Origin of the sequence: Pseudomonas sp. E6002, from assembly GCF_013385565.1 — a bacterium.
In the GTDB taxonomy this organism is placed as follows: Bacteria; Pseudomonadota; Gammaproteobacteria; order Pseudomonadales; family Pseudomonadaceae; genus Aquipseudomonas.
In genome coordinates this window covers 18,535-37,070 of sequence record NZ_JACAPT010000033.1, presented here as the reverse complement: position 1 = coordinate 37,070, position 18,536 = coordinate 18,535, and the positions used below count along the sequence as shown (strand labels likewise).

At 61.7% G+C, this 18,536-nt stretch carries 17 protein-coding genes; 8 read left to right on the top strand and 9 right to left on the bottom strand.

All coding sequences use genetic code 11. The annotated features are described in order from the left end of the window. Positions 1-125: 125 nt before the first annotated feature. The 3 genes from HX815_RS25850 to hutH all read right to left on the bottom strand — a co-directional run bounded on the left by HX815_RS25850 (position 126) and on the right by hutH (position 3,388). Positions 126-890, bottom strand: a complete 765-nt coding sequence (locus HX815_RS25850) for a transporter substrate-binding domain-containing protein (protein ID WP_177029098.1) — start codon at positions 888-890, stop codon at positions 126-128. Positions 891-1,244: 354 nt separating this feature from the next. Further along, positions 1,245-1,754 (bottom strand): prolyl-tRNA synthetase associated domain-containing protein, encoded by a 510-nt coding sequence (locus tag HX815_RS25845; protein WP_134327007.1) that lies wholly within the window; start codon positions 1,752-1,754, stop codon positions 1,245-1,247. 92 nt (positions 1,755-1,846) lie between these two features. After that, positions 1,847-3,388 carry a histidine ammonia-lyase gene (gene hutH / locus HX815_RS25840; RefSeq protein ID WP_177029096.1) on the bottom strand — a complete coding sequence of 514 codons (1,542 nt, stop codon included), beginning with the start codon at positions 3,386-3,388 and terminating at the stop codon, positions 1,847-1,849. Positions 3,389-3,524: 136 nt separating this feature from the next. Here hutH and HX815_RS25835 point away from each other — a divergent pair, with 136 nt between their 5' ends. From HX815_RS25835 to HX815_RS25825, 3 genes are all read left to right on the top strand, one after another. Then, entirely contained in the window at positions 3,525-4,463 is a 939-nt protein-coding gene (locus tag HX815_RS25835) for a LysR substrate-binding domain-containing protein (protein WP_003212414.1), read from the top strand. Positions 4,464-4,580: 117 nt separating this feature from the next. Then, a complete protein-coding gene (locus HX815_RS25830; RefSeq protein WP_003212416.1) occupies positions 4,581-6,620 on the top strand; it encodes an NADPH-dependent 2,4-dienoyl-CoA reductase in 2,040 nt (679 codons plus the stop codon). A 57-nt stretch (positions 6,621-6,677) separates the two neighbouring features. Then, complete coding sequence (locus HX815_RS25825; RefSeq protein ID WP_177029095.1) at positions 6,678-7,577, top strand: 1-aminocyclopropane-1-carboxylate deaminase/D-cysteine desulfhydrase; 900 nt, start codon at positions 6,678-6,680, stop codon at positions 7,575-7,577. Positions 7,578-7,694: 117 nt separating this feature from the next. Here HX815_RS25825 and HX815_RS25820 read toward each other — a convergent pair whose 3' ends face one another. The 3 genes from HX815_RS25820 to HX815_RS25810 all read right to left on the bottom strand — a co-directional run bounded on the left by HX815_RS25820 (position 7,695) and on the right by HX815_RS25810 (position 10,342). Further along, positions 7,695-8,255, bottom strand: coding sequence for a cytochrome b (locus HX815_RS25820; protein WP_177029094.1), 561 nt, complete (start codon positions 8,253-8,255; stop codon positions 7,695-7,697). 122 nt (positions 8,256-8,377) lie between these two features. Beyond that, positions 8,378-9,205 (bottom strand): phosphonoacetaldehyde hydrolase, encoded by an 828-nt coding sequence (phnX, locus tag HX815_RS25815; RefSeq protein ID WP_003212423.1) that lies wholly within the window; start codon positions 9,203-9,205, stop codon positions 8,378-8,380. 27 nt (positions 9,206-9,232) lie between these two features. Further along, the gene (locus tag HX815_RS25810; protein WP_003212425.1) at positions 9,233-10,342 is read right to left on the bottom strand and encodes a 2-aminoethylphosphonate--pyruvate transaminase; all 1,110 of its coding nucleotides are present in this window, start codon (positions 10,340-10,342) and stop codon (positions 9,233-9,235) included. Positions 10,343-10,454: 112 nt separating this feature from the next. Between HX815_RS25810 and HX815_RS25805 the strand changes: the two genes are divergently transcribed. Further along, complete coding sequence (locus HX815_RS25805; protein ID WP_003212427.1) at positions 10,455-11,312, top strand: LysR substrate-binding domain-containing protein; 858 nt, start codon at positions 10,455-10,457, stop codon at positions 11,310-11,312. A 125-nt stretch (positions 11,313-11,437) separates the two neighbouring features. Here the strand turns inward: HX815_RS25805 and HX815_RS25800 are convergent, their stop codons facing one another. Further along, complete coding sequence (locus tag HX815_RS25800; RefSeq protein ID WP_003212428.1) at positions 11,438-12,310, bottom strand: LysR substrate-binding domain-containing protein; 873 nt, start codon at positions 12,308-12,310, stop codon at positions 11,438-11,440. A gap of 266 nt (positions 12,311-12,576) precedes the next feature. Here HX815_RS25800 and HX815_RS25795 point away from each other — a divergent pair, with 266 nt between their 5' ends. Next, positions 12,577-13,890, top strand: coding sequence for an MFS transporter (locus tag HX815_RS25795; protein ID WP_177029093.1), 1,314 nt, complete (start codon positions 12,577-12,579; stop codon positions 13,888-13,890). A gap of 109 nt (positions 13,891-13,999) precedes the next feature. Then, on the top strand, positions 14,000-14,707 hold the full coding sequence (locus HX815_RS25790) for a YebC/PmpR family DNA-binding transcriptional regulator (RefSeq protein ID WP_003212432.1): 708 nt from the start codon (positions 14,000-14,002) through the stop codon (positions 14,705-14,707). A gap of 123 nt (positions 14,708-14,830) precedes the next feature. Here the strand turns inward: HX815_RS25790 and HX815_RS25785 are convergent, their stop codons facing one another. Together HX815_RS25785 and zapE are read right to left on the bottom strand one after the other, a co-directional pair. Beyond that, positions 14,831-16,153, bottom strand: a complete 1,323-nt coding sequence (locus HX815_RS25785) for a leucine-rich repeat-containing protein kinase family protein (RefSeq protein WP_177029092.1) — start codon at positions 16,151-16,153, stop codon at positions 14,831-14,833. Positions 16,154-16,163: 10 nt separating this feature from the next. Then, entirely contained in the window at positions 16,164-17,279 is a 1,116-nt protein-coding gene (gene zapE, locus HX815_RS25780; protein WP_177029091.1) for a cell division protein ZapE, read from the bottom strand. 229 nt (positions 17,280-17,508) lie between these two features. Here zapE and HX815_RS25775 point away from each other — a divergent pair, with 229 nt between their 5' ends. Together HX815_RS25775 and HX815_RS25770 are read left to right on the top strand one after the other, a co-directional pair. Further along, a complete protein-coding gene (locus tag HX815_RS25775) occupies positions 17,509-18,000 on the top strand; it encodes a spore coat U domain-containing protein (RefSeq protein WP_218166240.1) in 492 nt (163 codons plus the stop codon). Next, positions 17,994-18,536 carry a spore coat protein U domain-containing protein gene (locus HX815_RS25770; RefSeq protein WP_003212440.1) on the top strand — a complete coding sequence of 181 codons (543 nt, stop codon included), beginning with the start codon at positions 17,994-17,996 and terminating at the stop codon, positions 18,534-18,536. The genes HX815_RS25775 and HX815_RS25770 overlap by 7 nt, the downstream gene beginning before the upstream one ends.

Sequence of the window (18,536 nt, the reverse complement as noted above, 5' to 3'; positions counted from 1 at the left end):
CGAGTGGTGGGGCAAGAGCGTTTTGCTTACTTTTGCGCTGTTCAAAAGTGAGCCGCTGTAAGAGCGGAACCAATACAAGCCATCACCCAAATAACGGATATGCCCCCACCCCAACCAGGAACGCCTCAGGACTTAGGCGTCAAATCCACCTTGAACCATTTTTCGCTGAGTTTCTTAACAGTCCCATCAGCAATCGCTTCTTTCAACGCCGCATCAAACTTGGCCTTCAACTCCGGATCGCTCTTGCGAAAACCCAGGCCCTCGCCATCACCCCAGATAGGGCCCTTGATCTGCGGCCCGGTATACGCCAGCCCCTTGTTCTCAGGCTTGGACATGATCGAATCAAGGAACGTAACGTCATCAAAAATCGCGTCAATACGGCCCGATTGCAGATCAAGAATCGCATCGGCCGACGTGTTGTACTCACGAATCGTCGCCACGTCCTTGAAGTTCTCATCAATGAACTTGGTGTAAATGATGCCTGAAGCGATCCCGATGGTTTTACCCTTCAGCGCCTGACGCAACGGCTCGATCGCATCGTGAATCGCCTTCGGATCAGCACTCAGCGTAATCGCATTCGCCGCCCCGGTTTTACCCGGCAGCAACGCCGCATCCTGCGCGACAAAGTTGGCCGGCGTCTGCGCGTAGGGAATCGAAAAATCCATGACCTGCTTACGGTCGTCAGTGATAACGATCGCATCCATCAACACATCAAACTTCCCTGCGTTGAGACTGGCAATCATGCCATCCCAGTTCTGCACGGTGATCTTGCACTGCAGCTTCATCTTGGCGCACAGGTAGTCCATCAGCTCAGGCTCGAAACCACTGATCTTCCCGCCTGACAATGTCAGGTTCCAGGGCTCGTACGCGCCCTCGGTCGCGATGTTCACGGACGTCCAGTCCTTTGCCTGCAGTCCGGAAGCACTTGCCATCACTAGGGTCGCTACAGCAACAGAGCCTAACCAATTCGATTTTTTAGCGGTCATTTCTATTTCCTACCAATGTTTTGATGTGGGCTTAGGACTTTTTTCTCGAACGCATACAGGTTTGGGGACTGGCCGATTCGCTCTCCAGTCTGCACATGACTCCACATGTACATACATGTCATTGCAAAATATTTGCCAGCTTTTAAAAATAAATAACCTGTTGATTTTCAAGGAAATTAAACATGGTTAGAAAATGTGCGCGGTTTTTTCGCCCTGTTTTGGGTCGATAGGTAGCGTTTTGCACCCGCCCGTGCGCTGTCAGGTGTCAGGCGTGGGGGCAGGGTTCGCGGCGAGTATTGGCGTGAATCCCAGGTGCTCAAGCAGTCGCGCCATATCGCGGACTGCGATCGACAGGGTCGCGGTATTCACCAGCGGATGGCAGAGAATCCTGTCGCCGTTCCACACCTCTTCGGCGATCACAACCTGGGTGACGCGCTGCACGTCATTGCACAACCCCAGCAATGACACCGCTCCCGGCTCCACGCCCAGGGTTTCCATCAGGCGGCGCGGCGAGGCGAATCTCAGGCCCTTGAGGCCGAGGGTTTGCGAGAGTGCACGCAGGTCCAGGCGCTGCTCGCTCTTGAGCACCACCAGGGTGGGATTCAAGCCTTTGGCATCGCACAGGAAGATGTTCTTGACCGCCTGCCCGCTGATTCCGATGTCCAGTTTGTCGGCTTCTTCGCAGGTGCGCACGGCGCTGTGTTCCACGTATTCATAGGCAATGGAGCAGGTATCGAGCAGGTGTAGAACGTCTTTGGGTTGAAGCATTCGCAAAGTCCCCGGGTATCGCTTTGTCTGCGCCAAAAATGGCAAAGGCCCGCCGTCCGAAAAGGAGGGCAGGCCGTTTGACGGCGTGGTTGTCAGTTCAGGTGATGGGCCACCAGGTCGTTGATTTTCCCGCTGCGCACCTGGTCAATCACACTGGCCATGTCAGCGTAAAACGCGCGGTCGTTATCCGCCACCGGCACTTCACTGCGCACCAGGTCATAGACCGCCTTGGTCGCGGTCGATGCCTTGTTCACATCGTGGAAATCCAGGGCCTGGCATGCGACCAGCACTTCGATGGCCACCACCGACTGGAGTTTTTGCGAGACTTTGTAGGCCTTGATCACCGCGTTGTAGGCCAGGCTGACCGGGTCTTCCTGGTTGCCGCAGGTCGAGACGCTGTCGATCGACGACGGCATCGACAGGGTTTTCATCTCGGCGTACAGCCCGGCGGCGGTGTACTGGACGATCATGTAGCCGCTGTTCAGGCCCGGGTTGCGCACCAGGAAGGCCGGCATTTCGCTGTAGTGCGAGTTGATCATGCGGTCGGTCCGGCGCTCGGAAATTTTCGCCAGGTTGGTCAGCGCCACACACAGTGTGTCGGCTGAAATCCCGATGTAGGTGCCGTCGAAGTTGGCGCCGGAAATCGCGATACCGTCACCGTCGTCCAGCGGGAAAATCACCGGGTTGTCGCCCGAAGAATTGATTTCGCGCTCGATGGTTTCCCGCGCGTAGTTGATGAACTGCCGGGAAGCACCATGCACTTGGGGGATGGCACGCAGGCTGTAGACGTCCTGCAGGCGGTAATCGATGTTGTCTGCGATGAGCTGGCTGTCGTGCAGGATAGCCTTGATATTGGCGGCGGTTGCGGCCTGTGCGGGGTGAGCCTTGATCGAGTGGTAGCGCGGGTCGAACGCGCGGATGGTGCCCTTGAGCGCCTCCAGCGACATGGCCGCCGCCACGTCCGCCAGGTCGGCAGCCTGCATCGCGTTGTACAGCGCCAGCGTAGCGATGGCGGTCACCGACGTGGTGCCGTTCAACATCGCCAGGCCTTCCTTGCACTGCAGGTCGGTCGGTTGCAGGCCGACCTGTTGCAGGGCGGTTGCGCCATCCACCAGTGCACCGCCCTTGACGCTGGCGCGGCCTTCGCCGAGCAGCACCAGGGCCAGGTGGCCTTCTACCGCGAGGTAACCCACCGAGCCTTCGCCCGGCGCAAAGGGCACCACGTCGTGGTTGAGCAGGCCGGCGATCAGTTCCAGCAGTTCCAGGCGCACCCCGGAGTAGCCTTTGCCCAGGCTGATCAACACCATCAACTGGATCGCCCGCACCTGTTCACGCACCAGCGGTTCGCCGACGGAAACAGCGTGGGAACGCACGATGTTGACTTGCAGTTCCTTGGCGTTTTCCGGCGAGATCACATGCCGCACGTTGTCGCCAAAACCGGTGGTCACGCCGTACACCAAACGGTTTTCATCGAGGAATCGCTCGATCAACCCACGGGACTTTTTAACCCGGTTCTTGTAACTGTCGGCAAACGAAACAGTGGCCGAATAGCGGGCGATCGCCACGAACTCTTCGATGCTGGGTTCTCTGTCGCCTAACACGACATGGGTAATTTGTTCAGGCAGGGTTTTCATCAGCGACTCCAGCAGGGCGTAACGCAATGGGGTGGGAAGTGGTTTCACTCTACGGGTTGCACTGACTGAAGAAAATATGGGGTTTTCTGTTACTTTTAGTAGAAAATCTAAACTGCTGAAGTCGCGAGATTCCCCCATGAGCCGTTTACCGCCGTTGCGCGCGTTGCAAGTGTTTGAAGTGGTGGGCCACTGCGCCGGTATGTCCCAGGCGGCGATTCGCCTGGGGATCTCGGTGGGCGCTGTCAGCCAGCAAATGAAACTGCTCGAAGATGCCCTGGGCATGAAGCTGACGCTCAAGGACGGCCAGCGCCTGCGCTTGAACAGCGTCGGCGAACGCCTGCACGCCCGCTGCACCGCGGCGTTCGAAGAACTCAGGCTGGCGGTGGCCGAGGCCGAGCGGGCGAAGAATCCCAACAACCTGTATATCAGTTGCCTGCCTTCGCTGATGACCAAATGGCTGTCGCCGCTGATCGACGAGTGGGGGCAGGACGAAACCGACCTGGACATCTACCTCGACAGCACCCTCGATGATGCATCGGGGGAGGAAAGTGCCGACTTTCGCATCGGTTATGGCGAGCACCCCGAGCATGCCGGGCATAGCGTGCCGCTGTTCCGCGATTGTGTGGTGCCCACCTGTTCACCGCAGTTGCTGGAACGGGTTGCGTGCGCGCGGGACTTGCTCGATTACCGCCTGATCGGCATCGACTCGCGGCCCAAATTCGATTCGCCGCCTTCGTGGACCCAATGGTTCAGCGAGCTGGAAGGGCAAACCGGCCAGCCCATCGTGATCCGCCGCAATTATTCATCATCGATTACCGCGATCCAGGCGGCCATCGACCGGCAAGGCATCGTGCTGGCGCAGTTCTCAATGATCGCCGGAGACCTGCGCGCCGGTCGGCTGGTGATTCCCTGGCGGTTCGCCGTGCCGCTGGCGGCGCCGTACTACCTGAGTTGGCACCCCAATACCCTGCACAAACAGCAGTGCCGCGGGTTTCAACGCTGGATGATCGGGCAGGGGCAGAAACAGGAGAAAATTACCGCTGCCATGCTTTCTGCTGCGCACTTTGATCATTAAGTTGTCACTTACGGTCATTGAGCGCCAGCCGGTGGACTCTTAGTCTGTGGGACATAAACCGATGGAGTGCCATTCGAGCGCTCCACGTCCCGTGATGATCCGTTGTGGAGCTGTACCATGACCGCTGCTGCCTACCCGCACTTGCTGGCCCCGTTGGACCTGGGTTTTACCACCCTGCGCAACCGCACCCTGATGGGCTCGATGCACACCGGCCTTGAAGAAAAACCCGGCGGCTTCGAGCGCATGGCGGCCTATTTTGCCGAACGTGCCCGTGGCGGCGTGGGCCTGATGGTCACCGGCGGCATTGGCCCCAACGATGAAGGCGGGGTGTATGGCGGTGCGGCCAAGCTGACCACCGACGAAGAAGCGCAGAAGCACAAGATCGTCACCCGGGCGGTGCACGAGGCGGGCGGCAAGATCTGCATGCAGATCCTCCACGCCGGGCGTTATGCCTACAGCCCGAAGCAGGTGGCACCGAGCGCGATCCAGGCGCCGATCAACCCGTTCAAGCCCAAAGAGCTGGACGAAGAAGGCATCGAAAAACAGATCAATGATTTCGTCACCTGCTCGGTGCTGGCCCAGGTCGCCGAGTACGACGGCGTGGAAATCATGGGTTCGGAAGGCTACTTCATCAACCAGTTCCTCGCCGCCCACACCAACCACCGCACCGACCGTTGGGGTGGCAGCTACGAAAACCGCATGCGCCTGCCGGTGGAAATCGTGCGCCGGGTGCGCGAAGCCGTAGGCCCGAATTTCATCATCATCTTCCGCCTGTCGATGCTCGACCTGGTGGAAGGCGGCAGCACCTGGGAAGAAATCGTACAGTTGGCCAAGGCCATCGAGCAGGCCGGTGCAACCATCATCAACACCGGCATCGGCTGGCACGAAGCGCGGATCCCGACCATCGCCACCAAAGTGCCGCGTGGCGCGTTCAGCAAGGTCACCGCGAAGTTGCGCGGTGCGGTGCAGATTCCGTTGATCACCACCAACCGGATCAACACCCCGGAAATCGCCGAGCAGATTTTGGCCGAAGGCGATGCCGACATGGTCTCGATGGCTCGCCCATTCCTCGCCGACCCGGACTTCGTCAACAAGGCTGCCGAAGGCCGCGCCGATGAGATCAACACCTGCATCGGCTGCAACCAGGCCTGCCTGGACCACACCTTCGGCGGCAAGCTGACCACCTGCCTGGTCAACCCGCGTGCGTGCTACGAGACCGAGCTCAACTACCTGCCGGTCAAGCAGATCAAGAAAATCGCCGTGGTCGGTGCCGGTCCTGCGGGCCTGGCGGCCGCCACCGTCGCCGCCGAGCGTGGGCATCAGGTGACGCTGTTCGATTCGGCCAGCGAGATCGGCGGCCAGTTCAACATCGCCAAGCGTGTGCCGGGCAAGGAAGAGTTCTTCGAGACCCTGCGCTACTTCAAGCGCAAGTTGCAGACCACTCACGTCGAACTGTGCCTGAATACTCGGGTCGACGTTGAGCAGCTTGTTGCGGGCGGTTATGACGAGATCATCCTCGCGACCGGCATCGCGCCGCGTATTCCGGCGATTCCCGGCGTGGAAAACGCCAAGGTATTGAGCTACCTCGACGTGATCCTGGAGCGTAAGCCGGTGGGCCATCGCGTGGCGGTGATCGGTGCCGGCGGTATCGGTTTTGACGTCTCGGAATTCCTCGTGCACCAGGGCGTGTCCACCAGCCTGGACCGCGAGGCGTTCTGGAAAGAGTGGGGCATCGACACCCACCTGGAAGCCCGCGGCGGTGTGGCCGGGATCAAGCCCGAGCGGCATGCGCCGGCGCGTGAAGTGTTCCTGTTGCAGCGCAAGACCTCCAAGGTCGGTGACGGCCTGGGCAAGACCACCGGCTGGATCCACCGCACCGGCTTGAAGAACAAGCAGGTGCAGATGCTCAACAGCGTCGAGTACCTGAAGATCGACGATGAGGGCCTGCACATCCGCATCGGCGCCGAGGGTGAACCGAAGGTGCTGGCGGTGGACAACATCGTGATCTGCGCCGGGCAGGACCCGCTGCGGGAATTGCAGGATGGCCTGGTGGCGGCCGGGCAGAACGTGCACCTGATCGGCGGTGCGGACGTGGCGGCCGAGCTGGATGCCAAGCGCGCCATCAACCAGGGTTCGCGCCTGGCGGCCGAGCTGTAAACACGTAAAAGGGGCGGTGGTAGACTACCGCCCCTTTTCTTGTGCAGAACCGCCCTCATGGGTCCTTTCGACTGGCTTCCCCACGCGCCCCTTGAACCCCTGAAGCTGGACTGGATGGGGCCGGTGGAAGTCGCCGTACTGCGCCTGGATCGCATCGACCCGCTGATCAGCGGCAACAAGTGGTTCAAGCTCACCGAGCACCTGGCGCAAGGCCGGGCGGCGGGCGCCAGCGGGATCATCAGCCTGGGCGGCGCTTACTCCAATCACCTGCATGCACTGGCGGCGGCCGGGAAACGCTTCGGCTTTCCTACCGTTGGCTTGCTGCGTGGCCATCCGCAAGACACTCCCACGGTGCTCGACCTCAAGGCCTTCGGCATGCAACTGCATTGGCTGGGGTATGGCGGCTATCGCGCGCGCAACGAGCCGGACTTCTGGCTGCCCTGGCGCGAGCAGTATCCGCACCTGCACCCGGTACCTGAAGGCGGCGGGGGCCTGGCGGGCGCGTTGGGTTGCGGGGTTTTGGTGAATCAGGCGCAGGCGCAATTAAACGGCCTGGGCTGGACGGACTATCACGGTTGGTGGCTGGCGGCAGGTACCGGTACTACATTGGCGGGATTGGTGCTGGCGGAGGCGGGTGCGCATCCGGTATATGGCGCCCTGGCGGTGCCCGACGACCACGGGGTGGCGCAACAGGTGCAGGCGCTTGTGCAGCAGGGTTATGAATTGCTGGAAGCCAGCCGGGGCGGCTTTGCCAAGGTTGATCCGGAGTTGCTGGCCTTTATCGACGCTACCGAGCAAGCCTGTGGCCTGGCGCTGGAGCCGCTGTATACCGGCAAGGCGTTATTGGCGTTGAAACAACAGATTGAAGCCGGGAGATTTTCCCCCGGCACCCGCCTGATCTTCGTCCACACCGGTGGCCTGCAGGGCCGCCGGGGTTTCCCTGTTGCACCCGGTTAATGTAGGCGCTGGCTTGCCTGCGATGCAGACACCGCCGTGTATCAGTGGCACCGAGGTGATGCTATCGCAGGCAAGCCAGCTCCCACACAAGCCAGCTGCCACATTCAATCCGTGGGCTTACTGAAGGTTCCCTCTCTTGCCGGGCATCATCCTCAACGCAGTGTTGTCTCGCAGCACATAGTGATGGGCCAATCCGGCCAACGCATGCAGCCCGATCAGCCAGTAGCCGATCTTGCCGAACAGCACGTGCCAGCTTTCAATTTCCTTGGCCAACGCCTTGTTCTCGGCAATCAGCGGCGGCAACTCGATGCCGTAGAACATCACCGAATGCCCCTCGGCGCTGACGATCAGCCAGCCGGCGATGGGCATGCCGATCATCAAGGCGTACAGCGCCATGTGCATCAGGGTGGCGAGGAGGGTTTGCCATTGCGGCGGGGCCGGTACGATCTTCGGTGCCACGCCCAGGCTGCGGGCGAACAACCGTAGCCACACCAGCACAAACACCGTCAGGCCGAACATGAAGTGCATTTCCACGATCAACGTACGTGCGCCGCTGCCTTTGGGAAACTGCCCGCGTAACTCAATGCAGGCGTAGACCACCGCCAGCAGCAGCACCATCAGCCAGTGCAACGCAATCGACATGGTGCTGTAACGCGTATCGGAATTTTTCCAGGGCATCGCTTTCTTCCTCACTCATCAGGGCAAACCTCCGTTCTTTGCGACGGAGTCCTTTCAATGTAAGCCTGTTTTACGAGGTTTGCCCGTGAGAGGAAGACGAAGAAGCGATGTTTTGACACCGATCAGTTGCCCTGCGGCATTTCACCCCGTGCCAGGCGCTGGTTGATGTCGGCGATCACCGCAGGCAGGTCGGTGATGGTGTCGATCATGTAGTGTGGGCGCGAGCCTTCGAACATGGCCTGGATACGCGTGCGTTCGCTGGCGAGTGTGCCGGCGTCGAGGGCGCGGAACTGCTCGTAGGTCAGGCCCAGGGCGTTGCCCGAGCAGGTCAGCGCCACGGTCCACATCCCGGCGCGACGGCCTTCGAGAATGCCCGGCACGGTGTCGTCGATCTTCACGCAGGCCGCTACGTCATCGATCCCGAGGGCGATCACGTTGGCCAGGGCCTGGGCCGGCCATGGTCGGCCGTTGGGTACTTCGTCGGTGGCGACCACGTGGTCGGCGATATAGCCATTGGTGGCAGCCAGTTCGACCACCTTGTCCATCACCTGCTTGGGGTAGCCGGAGCACGAACCGATCTTGATCCCTTGCTGGCGCAGGTTGGCGATAGTGTCCAGGGCACCGGGGATCAATGCCGAGTGCTCGGCGATCTTCTCGATCTGCAGCGGCATGAAGCGCTGGTAGATGGCGGTCACATCATCGTCAGTCGGTGTGCGGCCAAAGGCCTTGCGATAGCGCTCGGCCACCTGCGGCTGGTCGCACAGGGTGCGGATGTGGTCCCACTTGCCCATGCCCATCGGGCCACGGGCTTCCTCGATGGAGACCTGCACGTCGAACTCGGCGAAGGCTTCGACAAAAATCTGCGTGGGCGCGAACGAGCCGAAATCGACCACGGTGCCGGCCCAGTCGAGGATCGCGGCTTGAAGCTGGGTTGGGTTTGCGTAGTTCATGGTTCAGATCCTGTGAGTAGTGGGCAGTCAGATGTCGAGCACGTTCATTTCTTGCAGCACCTCGGCTACCGCCGCTACCGCGGCTTGCATCTCGGCCTGGTTCACATGGCCGATGCAGCCCACGCGGAAGGTTTCCACCTGGGTCAATTTGCCGGGATAAAGGATGAAGCCCTTGGCCTTGACCCGTTCGTAGAACTCCTTGAACTGGTAGCGCGGGTCTTTCGGCGCGTGGAAGGTAACGATGATCGGCGCCTGGATCGCGGCGGGCAGGAAGCTGCGCAGGCCCAGTTCGGCCATGCCGTCCAGCAATGCCTGGCAGTTGTCGGCGTAGCGCTGGTGCCGGGCGGGCAGGCCGCCTTCTTCGTTGTATTGCAGCAGCGCTTCGTGCAGCGCCGCCACCACGTGGGTCGGTGGCGTGAAGCGCCATTGGCCGGTCTTGGCCATGTAGCTGTGCTGGTCGAAAAGGTCCATCGCCAGGGAGTGGCAGTTGCCTTGGGCTGCAGCCAGCGCCTGCTTTTCAGCGAACACAAAACCCATCCCCGGTACGCCTTCCAGGCACTTGCCGGAGGCGGCGATCAGCGCGTCGAACGGCACCTCTCGGGCGTCGATCGGCAGCGCGCCGAAGGAACTCATGGCGTCGATAATCAGGCGCTTGCCGTGGCGGGCGATGACCTGGGCGATCTCGGGCAACGGGTTGAGAATCCCGGTGCTGGTTTCGCAATGGATCAGTGCGACGTGGGTGATGCCCTTGTCGGCGTGCAACAGGCGGTCGACGTCGGCGGCGGTGGTGGGTTCGTCCTCGGCAGTTTCAAAGGTACTGAACTCGCGGCCGAGCACTTCGCAAATCTTCGCCAGGCGCTTGCCGTAGGCGCCGTTGATCAGCACCAGCACCTTGCCGTCCCGTGGCACGAGGGTGCCGATGGCCGCTTCCACGGCAAAGGTGCCGCTGCCTTGCAATGGCACGCAATGGTGGCTGGCGGTGCCGTTGACGATCACCAGCAGTTGCTCGCAAAGACTGGCGGTCAGTTGATTGAAGCGGTCATCCCATGAACCCCAGTCGACCATCATGGCCTGGCGGGTGCGGGCCGAGGTGGTCAAGGGCCCCGGGGTCAGCAGGATCGGCGCGGCAGTGCTCATTCGTGTGTCCTCGCAAAACATTGGGATGAAGTTACGGCGCCTAAATTGCAGTTTGGCTTGTCATCAATCAAATTGTTTGTTGTTATGCGAGCTATCAGTGAGGCCGATAGCTATGAACCTGTTTCAACTGCGTGCGTTTGATGCGGTGGCCCGCGAGGGCAGTTTTACCCGGGCGGCCGAGCGCCTGTTCATCAGCCAGCCGGCGGTGACCGGGCATATCAAGGCGCTGGAGGAGCACTACCAGATCGCGCTGCTGCGGCGTACCGCGCGGCGGGTGGAGTTGACCGAGGAGGGCACCAAACTCGCGGCGATCACCCGGGCGATCTTCGGCCTGGTGGAAGAGGCGCAGACGTTGCTGGAGGCCAACCGGCAATTACTTACCGGGCGCCTGGAAGTGGCGGCGGACGGGCCGCACATGGTCATGCCGATGCTGGCCAGCCTACGGCAGCGGTATCCGGGGATTACTGTCAATTTGCGCCTGGGCAATGCGCAGGAAACCCTCGCGGCGCTGTTGTCGGAGCGGGCTGACGTGGCGGTGTTGACCGAGGTGGAGCCGCGCAAGGGCCTGCACTTGCAGCCGTTGATCGAGTCACGGATTTGCGCGTTGGTGCCGGCCGGCCATCCGTGGCTGGCGGAGCCTGCGGGAATTCGGCTGGAGCAATTGGATCAGGTGATCATGGTGTTGCGTGAACCCAGCTCGATTACGCGGCGGACCTTTGACGATGCCTGCGCCCAGGCCGGCGTGCAGCCCCGGGTGTTGCTGGAACTGGACAGCCGTGAGGCGGTGACGGAAGCGGTGGCGGCCGAGTTGGGGGTTGGGGTGGTGTCGTCGATGGAAGTCAGCCGGGATCCGCGGGTGCACGCGATTCCGATCCAGGGCGAGGGGCTGGTGAACCGGCATGTGATCGGGTGCATGGAGCGGCGCCGGGAGTTGCGGTTGATTCAGGCGTTTTTCGAGTTGGCGCCTTAGAGGGTGTTGGCTTGAGATCTAGTTGGCCCCTTCGCGAGCAAGCCCGCTCCCACATTCGACCGCGCTCCATCGGTAGAACTCGGTCAACTGTGGGAGCGGGCTTGCTCGCGAAGGGGCCCTCAACTTCACCGCAAACTTTCCCGCACAATCTCCAGAAACGTCGCCACCACCCGCCGCGAACTCTGCTCCTTCAAGCACACCAGTGTTTCCTTCATCCGCTGCGTACAATCACGGATCGGCATCGCATACACCCGCGAATCTGCGCCAAACTCCGCAGCCGACACCACCCCCACGCCAATCCCCACCACCACCGCTTCCCGCGCGGCTTCGCGGCCTTCCACCTGGATCGCCGGGCGAATGCGCAGCCCGGCCTGGTGCATTTCCTGCTCCAGGGTCTGGCGGGTCACCGAGCCGATTTCCCGCAACACCAGCGGCGTATCGTCCAGGTCCGCCAGGCAGATCGACTCGCGGCCCGCCCACGGGTGGTTGCGGGCGACAAACGCGAGCAATTGGTCATCGGGCAGCGGCAGTGACAGCAGCCGCTCGTCGTCCACATCGCGCCCCAGCAGCGCGAGGTCGGCCTGGTAGTTGTACAGGCGAAACAGTGATTCATCGGTGTTGCCGGTTTCGATCTTCACGCTGATGCCCGGGTACAACTGGCAGAAGCGCGCGATCTGCGGCAGCACATGCACCGGGGCGTCCACCGCGAGTGTCAGGGTGCCGGTTTGCAAGGCGCGGGAATCCTGCAACAGCTCTTCGGCTTCCGCCGCGACGGCAAACAGACGCTGGGTGATGCTCAACAGGCGCTCGCCGAGGTCTGTCAAGCGCACCGAACGTTTGTTGCGATGAAACAGCAGCACGCCGAAACGTTCCTCAAGCTTGCGCACCTGGTCGGAAATGGCCGGCTGGCTGAGGAACAAGCGTTCGGCGGCGTGGGTAAAACTGCCGTGTACGGCCACCGCATGGAAGGCTTTGAGTTGCGCGTGAGACACCGACATCGCGAATCCTCTTACAAGCTCAGCTTATATTTGAAATACGATAAATCGATTTTACCTATTAGTCAGCCATTGCTTTGATAGCCCCAGTCGCCGTAGGTCGAGTCCTACACCTTCGGCGGCCATGGGTTTTCTGCGTGCTCACCAGCAGGACTCATCTGACCAGCACCGTCGCCTCCCAAGCGCCGGTACTGCAGTGCTCAACAATAAAAATACAGGCGTTTGCTTTTCATTCTGCCGGCACACTCACACCCGAGGTCAGAACCACCATGAATACTCCCTTGAGTCACATCAAGCGTTGGCGCGTGCAGATTTTCGCCATCACCTGGCTGGCGTACGCGGCCTTCTATTTCACCCGCAAGGCTTTTTCGGTGGCCAAGCTGGGGATCGTCGACGACCCGAGTTTCCCGCTGGACAAGATGATGATGGCCAACCTGGATGGCATCTACCTGGCGGCCTACGCCGTTGGCCAATTCACCTGGGGCATGCTCGCCGACCGTTTCGGGCCGCGTGTGGTGGTACTCGGCGGGTTGGTGATTTCAGCCGCCGCCGCCCTGGTGATGGGCACGTTTGCCACGTTACCGATCTTTGTCACGTGCATGTTGATCCAGGGCCTGGCCCAGTCCACCGGCTGGTCCGGGCTGTGCAAGAACCTTGGCAGTTTCTTCCCGGCGCAGCAGCGTGGCCGGGTGCTGGGTTTATGGAGCTCGTGCTACGCCTTTGGTGGCCTGGTGGCGTCGCCGTTTGCCGGATGGTGGGCGTATACGCTGATCGGCACCTGGCATGCGGCATTTATCTCCAGTGCGGCTGTGGTCTTCGTGGTCGCGGTGCTGTTTTTCATTTTCCAGCGCAACACGCCACAGGATGTGGGGTTACCGGCAGTGGAACCGGAACCGGAACAGACTGCCGCCGAGAAGAACGCCAGTGTGCTGGAGCCGCTGCGGGCCATTTTGCGCAACCGCACGGTGTTGACCCTGGGGCTGGCGTACTTTCTGTTGAAACCGGCGCGTTACGCGATCCTGTTGTGGGGGCCGGTGATTGTGTATGAGCAGATGCCGTCGGTGGGCAAGGTCGGCGCGGCGATTGTGCCGACGGCGTTCGAGCTGGCGGGGTTGCTGGGGCCGATCATGATCGGCATGGCGTCCGACAAACTGTTCGGCGCCCGGCGCATGCCGGCCTGTGTCCTCAGCCTGCTGGCGCTGACCGTGGCCTTGGCGTTGTTCATGGGCGCCTTGCACACCGGCAGTGTGGCGCTGGTGATGGCGCTGCTGTTTGTGATGGGCCTGACCCTGTACGGGCCGGACTCGATGATCAGCAGCACCGCCGCCATCGACTTCGGTACCGCCAAGGCCGGCGCGACGGCGGCGGGGTTCGTCAACGGCTGCGGTTCGGTGGGGGCGATCCTTGGCGGCTTGCTGCCGGGCTACTTCGACACCGTCACGGTGTTTATCGTGTTTGCCGGTGCCGCGCTGTTTTCCTCCCTGGTGTTGATGCCCTATTGGAACGCCAGGCCGGCGGTGCTGGCGCAGGTGGGCGACTTCGTGCCCGACCGTGAACGCGCCATCAATCCCTTGCGGACCTGAGGGGCATGGCCGGTTTTTTGGTGGATTAGAGTGTTTCAGCGCTATAAACTCTGCCCCCAAAGCGCCGGCCAGTAGACGTCTCGGCGCGATGGACAGAAGAGAGTGAGTCATGGGCGCACAGTGGAAAGTCAAACATAAAGAAGCGGCATCCAATGCCAAGGGCAAGATCTTCGGCAAGCTGGTGAAAGAGATCACCATTGCCGCCCGCAACGGTGCCGACACTGCTACCAACGCACATTTGCGCCTGGTGGTGGAGCAGGCCAAAAAGGCCTCGATGCCCAAGGAAACCCTGGAACGCGCGATCAAGAAAGGCGCCGGTCTGCTCGGTGAGACCGTGCAATACCACCGCGTAACCTACGAAGGTTTTGCCCCGCACCAGGTGCCGCTGATCGTTGAATGCGTGACCGACAACATCAACCGCACCGTGGCGGAAATCCGCGTGGCGTTCCGCAAGGGGCAGCTCGGCGCGTCCGGCTCCGTGGCCTGGGACTTCAACCATGTGGGCCTGATCGAAGCCTCGCCGGACAGCCCGGAAGCCGATCCGGAAATGGCCGCGATTGAAGCCGGTGCCCAGGATTTCGAGGAAGGCGAAGAAGAGGGCACGACCCTGTTCATCACCGAGACCACCGACCTGGACGCCGTGCAGAAAGCCTTGCCGGAGCAGGGGTTCACCGTGTTGTCGGCCAAGCTGGGCTACATCGCGAAGAACCCGGTGAGCGGTTTGAGCGATGAGCAGATGGCCGAAGTCGAAGCCTTCCTCGAAGGCCTGGACAACCATGACGACGTGCAGGACATGTTCGTCGGGTTGGCGGGTTGATTCTGATTTGATGTGAACCCGGTCCAAATGTGGGAGCGGGCTTGCTCGCGAATACGGTGTACCAGCCAAGCATGTATTGACTGACACACCGCATTCGCGAGCAAGCCCGCTCCCACATTGGGTTTAGCGGAGTTTGGAAGACTGCAACAAGCTTGTGATTTCCTCGAACCCGGGCCGGGCCAGCACATCCGGCTGGCAGCAGTTGTCCCGCAAGGCTTCCAGCGCCACGCGCTTTTCCTCGCTCAACCCCGCATCAATCCTTTCCAGCAATTCCCCCAGCAACACCCCGAACGCCCTGACTTCGATGCGCTGCAACGCGCGGGTTTCCTGGCTGTCGACCGTGGCGTGAATCGACGCTGCACCAAAGTCCCCAAGCAGACATTCACCGGCTTCATTCCACAGAATGTTGTGGCCGTACAGATCACCGTGGGTGATGCCTTGCGCGTGCAGGTGCGCCGCCACCGAGGCGATGCCCCGGGCCATGCGCAGCGCAACGTCTGCGCTGAAACGGGTGCCGGGCTCGTAGATATCCCGGGTGCACGACGCCAGGCTCGGCAGCGCCGCAAGGTTGCGATAGTTCGGTTCGATCAGTTGCATCACCAGCGCCGCCTGGCCTTCCGGGTGGTCGACGACACGGCCTTCTACCTTGATCAGGTTGGCATGCAGTCCGGCGGCGATGCAGGCGTGCATTTCGTGCAGGGGCGAGCCGTCACTGGTAATGCTGCCCTTATAGAGTTTGACCGCGACCGCCTTGACCGGCCCGTTTGACGGGGCCCAGTACGCTTTGCGGATGATTCCGGAAGCGCCTTCACCCAGCACTTCGCTCAATTCCAGCTCGGACCAGGGAATATTCGGCGTCGCGTCATGGCGGGCCTCTTCCACGGCCATCTCTACCGGATTACCGGCGTAGGCCAGCCAGGTCAGGCTCGGCAAGGTCAGCAACCAGTCCGGCAGGCGGGTCATGCGGTTGGAGGCGATGCGGATCAGTTCGAGGTTTTTGCACTGGGCGAGGCTTTGCGGCAACTGCTCCAGGTGGTTACCGGCCAGCATCAGTTTTTGCAGCAAAGGCCGTTCACCCAGTTCGTCCGGCAATTGGCTGATGTGGTTATCGGTGAGGATCAGCCAGCGCAGCAAGGGTGGCAGCGACGTCGCCGGGACACTGCTGATCTGGTTCGACTTGAAGCCGATCATGCTCAACTGCGCGCACTGGCCCAGGCATTGCGGCAGTTCGGTAAAGGCGTTTTCCGAACAGAACAGCACGCGCAAATGGGGCAGGCGGTGCAGGTCATCCGGCAGGCTGCTCAGGGCATTGCCGGTCAGGTTGAGGATTTCCAGGGAGTCGGCCAGGTCGAAGATTTCCCGAGGGAACTCGGTCAGCCCACAGCGCAGGTCCAGGCGTTTGATACCGGCCAGTTGGCCGGCCTTGAGTTGGGCAAGGGTATCCATGAACGGCGCGTCACTCGGCAATAGGGGCGTGAATGGCGCTCATGATAGCGGGTTGCGGCCCGATCTTCTGCAACTGCCCCAGGCGGCTGGCGGTGCGCGCCAAATCGATGGCCTGGCCGCTCAGGGATTGCTCCAGCGGCTGCTCGCCGATCAGCACCAATTGCTTGTCCTGGTCGTAGAGCACGTCCACCAGGTTGATGAACCGTTGCTGGGCGGCAATCGGACAGTCCGCCAGGTGCGGCAGGCCGTCGATGATCCAGCGTTCATAGTCGCGGCACAGCTGCAAGTAGTCCATGACGGCGGTCGGTTGTTCGCACAGGTCGCTGAAGGTGAAGGCAATGCTGCGGTCCTGGTGCCAGCGGGCAGTCAATTGCCGGGCTCCGACGGTCAGGCTGACCGGGGCCTGATCCGCTGACGGCAGGCCCAGGGCTTGGCGTTGCGCGGCAGTCCCCGGCCACACGAACTGGCCAGTGCTGAACCGCTGATCGCCATGGGCCTGGGCCAGGCTGCGAAAATCCTGGGGGGCGCTGACTTCCATGACGTCCATGCGCGCGCTGATCAGCTCGATCACCGGCTTGAACCGCTGATGGTACAAGGGGTTCGGCAGCAACCCGGCGGGCGGATAATTGGAGGTTACCAGCACCCAGACTCCGCGCCGGAACAGGGCCTTGAACAGGCGGCTGATCAGCATCGCATCGCCGATATCGTGTACGTGAAACTCGTCGAAGCACAGCACGCGGCAGCCATCGAGCAACTCATCCAGGGTCACGGCCAAGGCATCGCGCTGCTGGCGATGGGCAAACATTCCCTGGTGCAGACGGGCGAAAAAGTCGTGGAAGTGCACGCGCTGTTTCTCGGCAATCGGCAACGCCTGGAAAAAGCCGTCCAGCAACCAGCTCTTGCCCCGGCCGACGGCGCCGTGCAGGTACAGGCTGCGGGTAGGGCGCCCGGCCAGCAGATGGTCGGTTTGCCGGGCCATGGTCTCGATCACCTGTTGCTGGCTTGGGCTGAGGGTATAGCGCTGTTGCCGGGCCTTGCCCTGGAAGAATGCGCTGATTCCGGGGGCGGCGGTGGTCGCCGCGGGTTTACCCAGCAACCGTTTGAGCAGGGGCGGTAAAGCAGCCAATGTCAGTCACTCTGTGTTTCGGTGGTCGCTCACTTTAGAGCGCCGGTTGCGGTTTGACCAATAGAGATGCACGGCGCGAGCTATCTGGAAAAGGCATGGGTCAATGGATCCAAAACACCGACCTGACTGGCGGATTCCCTTCAAGTGACTAACCTCATACACAGCAGTCACCCCTGTATAAGGATTTGGGGCAGTGAAGGGACACGCAGTCTTGGCAATCATGAGCGCGATGCTCTGCAACACGGTTTATGGTGCACAGCTCCAGGTTGAGGTGCGTATCGACGTGCAGCGGGGGTGCCAGTTGGTCGGCACCACGCGTGAAGCAGGGATCGAGCAGCTCGGCGTACTGGATTTCGGCAGCGGCTCCCGGCTGGATGACCCGGCAGGCCCGTTGAGTGCAGCCTTGATCAGCCAGCGCCAGCCACGCCTGGAGTGCAACCCGGATACGCCGTATCAGATGCGTGTCGACGGCGGCCTGCATGGCGGCATCGGCGAAGTACGTTACCTGGGCGCTGCTGCCCCCTCGATCAAACCCATTCCCTATCGAATTTATGCCGATGCCGCACGCCGCATCCCCTTGGCCGTGGACGTACCGTTGAGCGGCCGTGTGCCCGATTCCGGCACGGTGGACTTGCCACTTTACGGACGCATCGAGCCGCTCAAGGAAATACCGGCCGTGGGGCGTTATTCCGACCTGCTCAAAGTGACGGTGACATGGTAAGCCGCGCCCTGGCCTGCATCGCGCTGGGCGGCCTGTTGCTCCTGGCCGAGGACGCCCAGGCGGCGGTCGCCGGGCAGATTCACGCACGGCTGGTGATTACCGCCAGTTGCCAGGTGAGCAAAGGCACCGACAGCGCGCCGGTGAGCCCGGATGGCGGCTCGGCCTTGCTGGATTTCGGCAGCCACGGACCCACTTGGGACAAGGGCCTGGGTGCCGGCATCAGTGATGGCGACAAGGCCGCGCTCGCGGTGTCCTGCAACCCGTCGGTGGTGAGCAGTTTCACCGTGACCATCGACGGCGGCGCCCATGGCGACGGCATCACCCGGCGCTTGAGCAATGGCCGGCAAACCATACCGTATCGGCTGTCGGCCGATCCTGCGGGCCGAAGCACCTACAGCATCGGCCAGCAACGCAATTTCGTCGTGACCAAGGGCGCACAGGTACCGATCCCGGTATTCGGCTCGGTGGTGGCGAATACCAGGGCCCTACCGGCCGGCATCTACACAGACACCCTGACGGTGACTCTGGATTGGTAA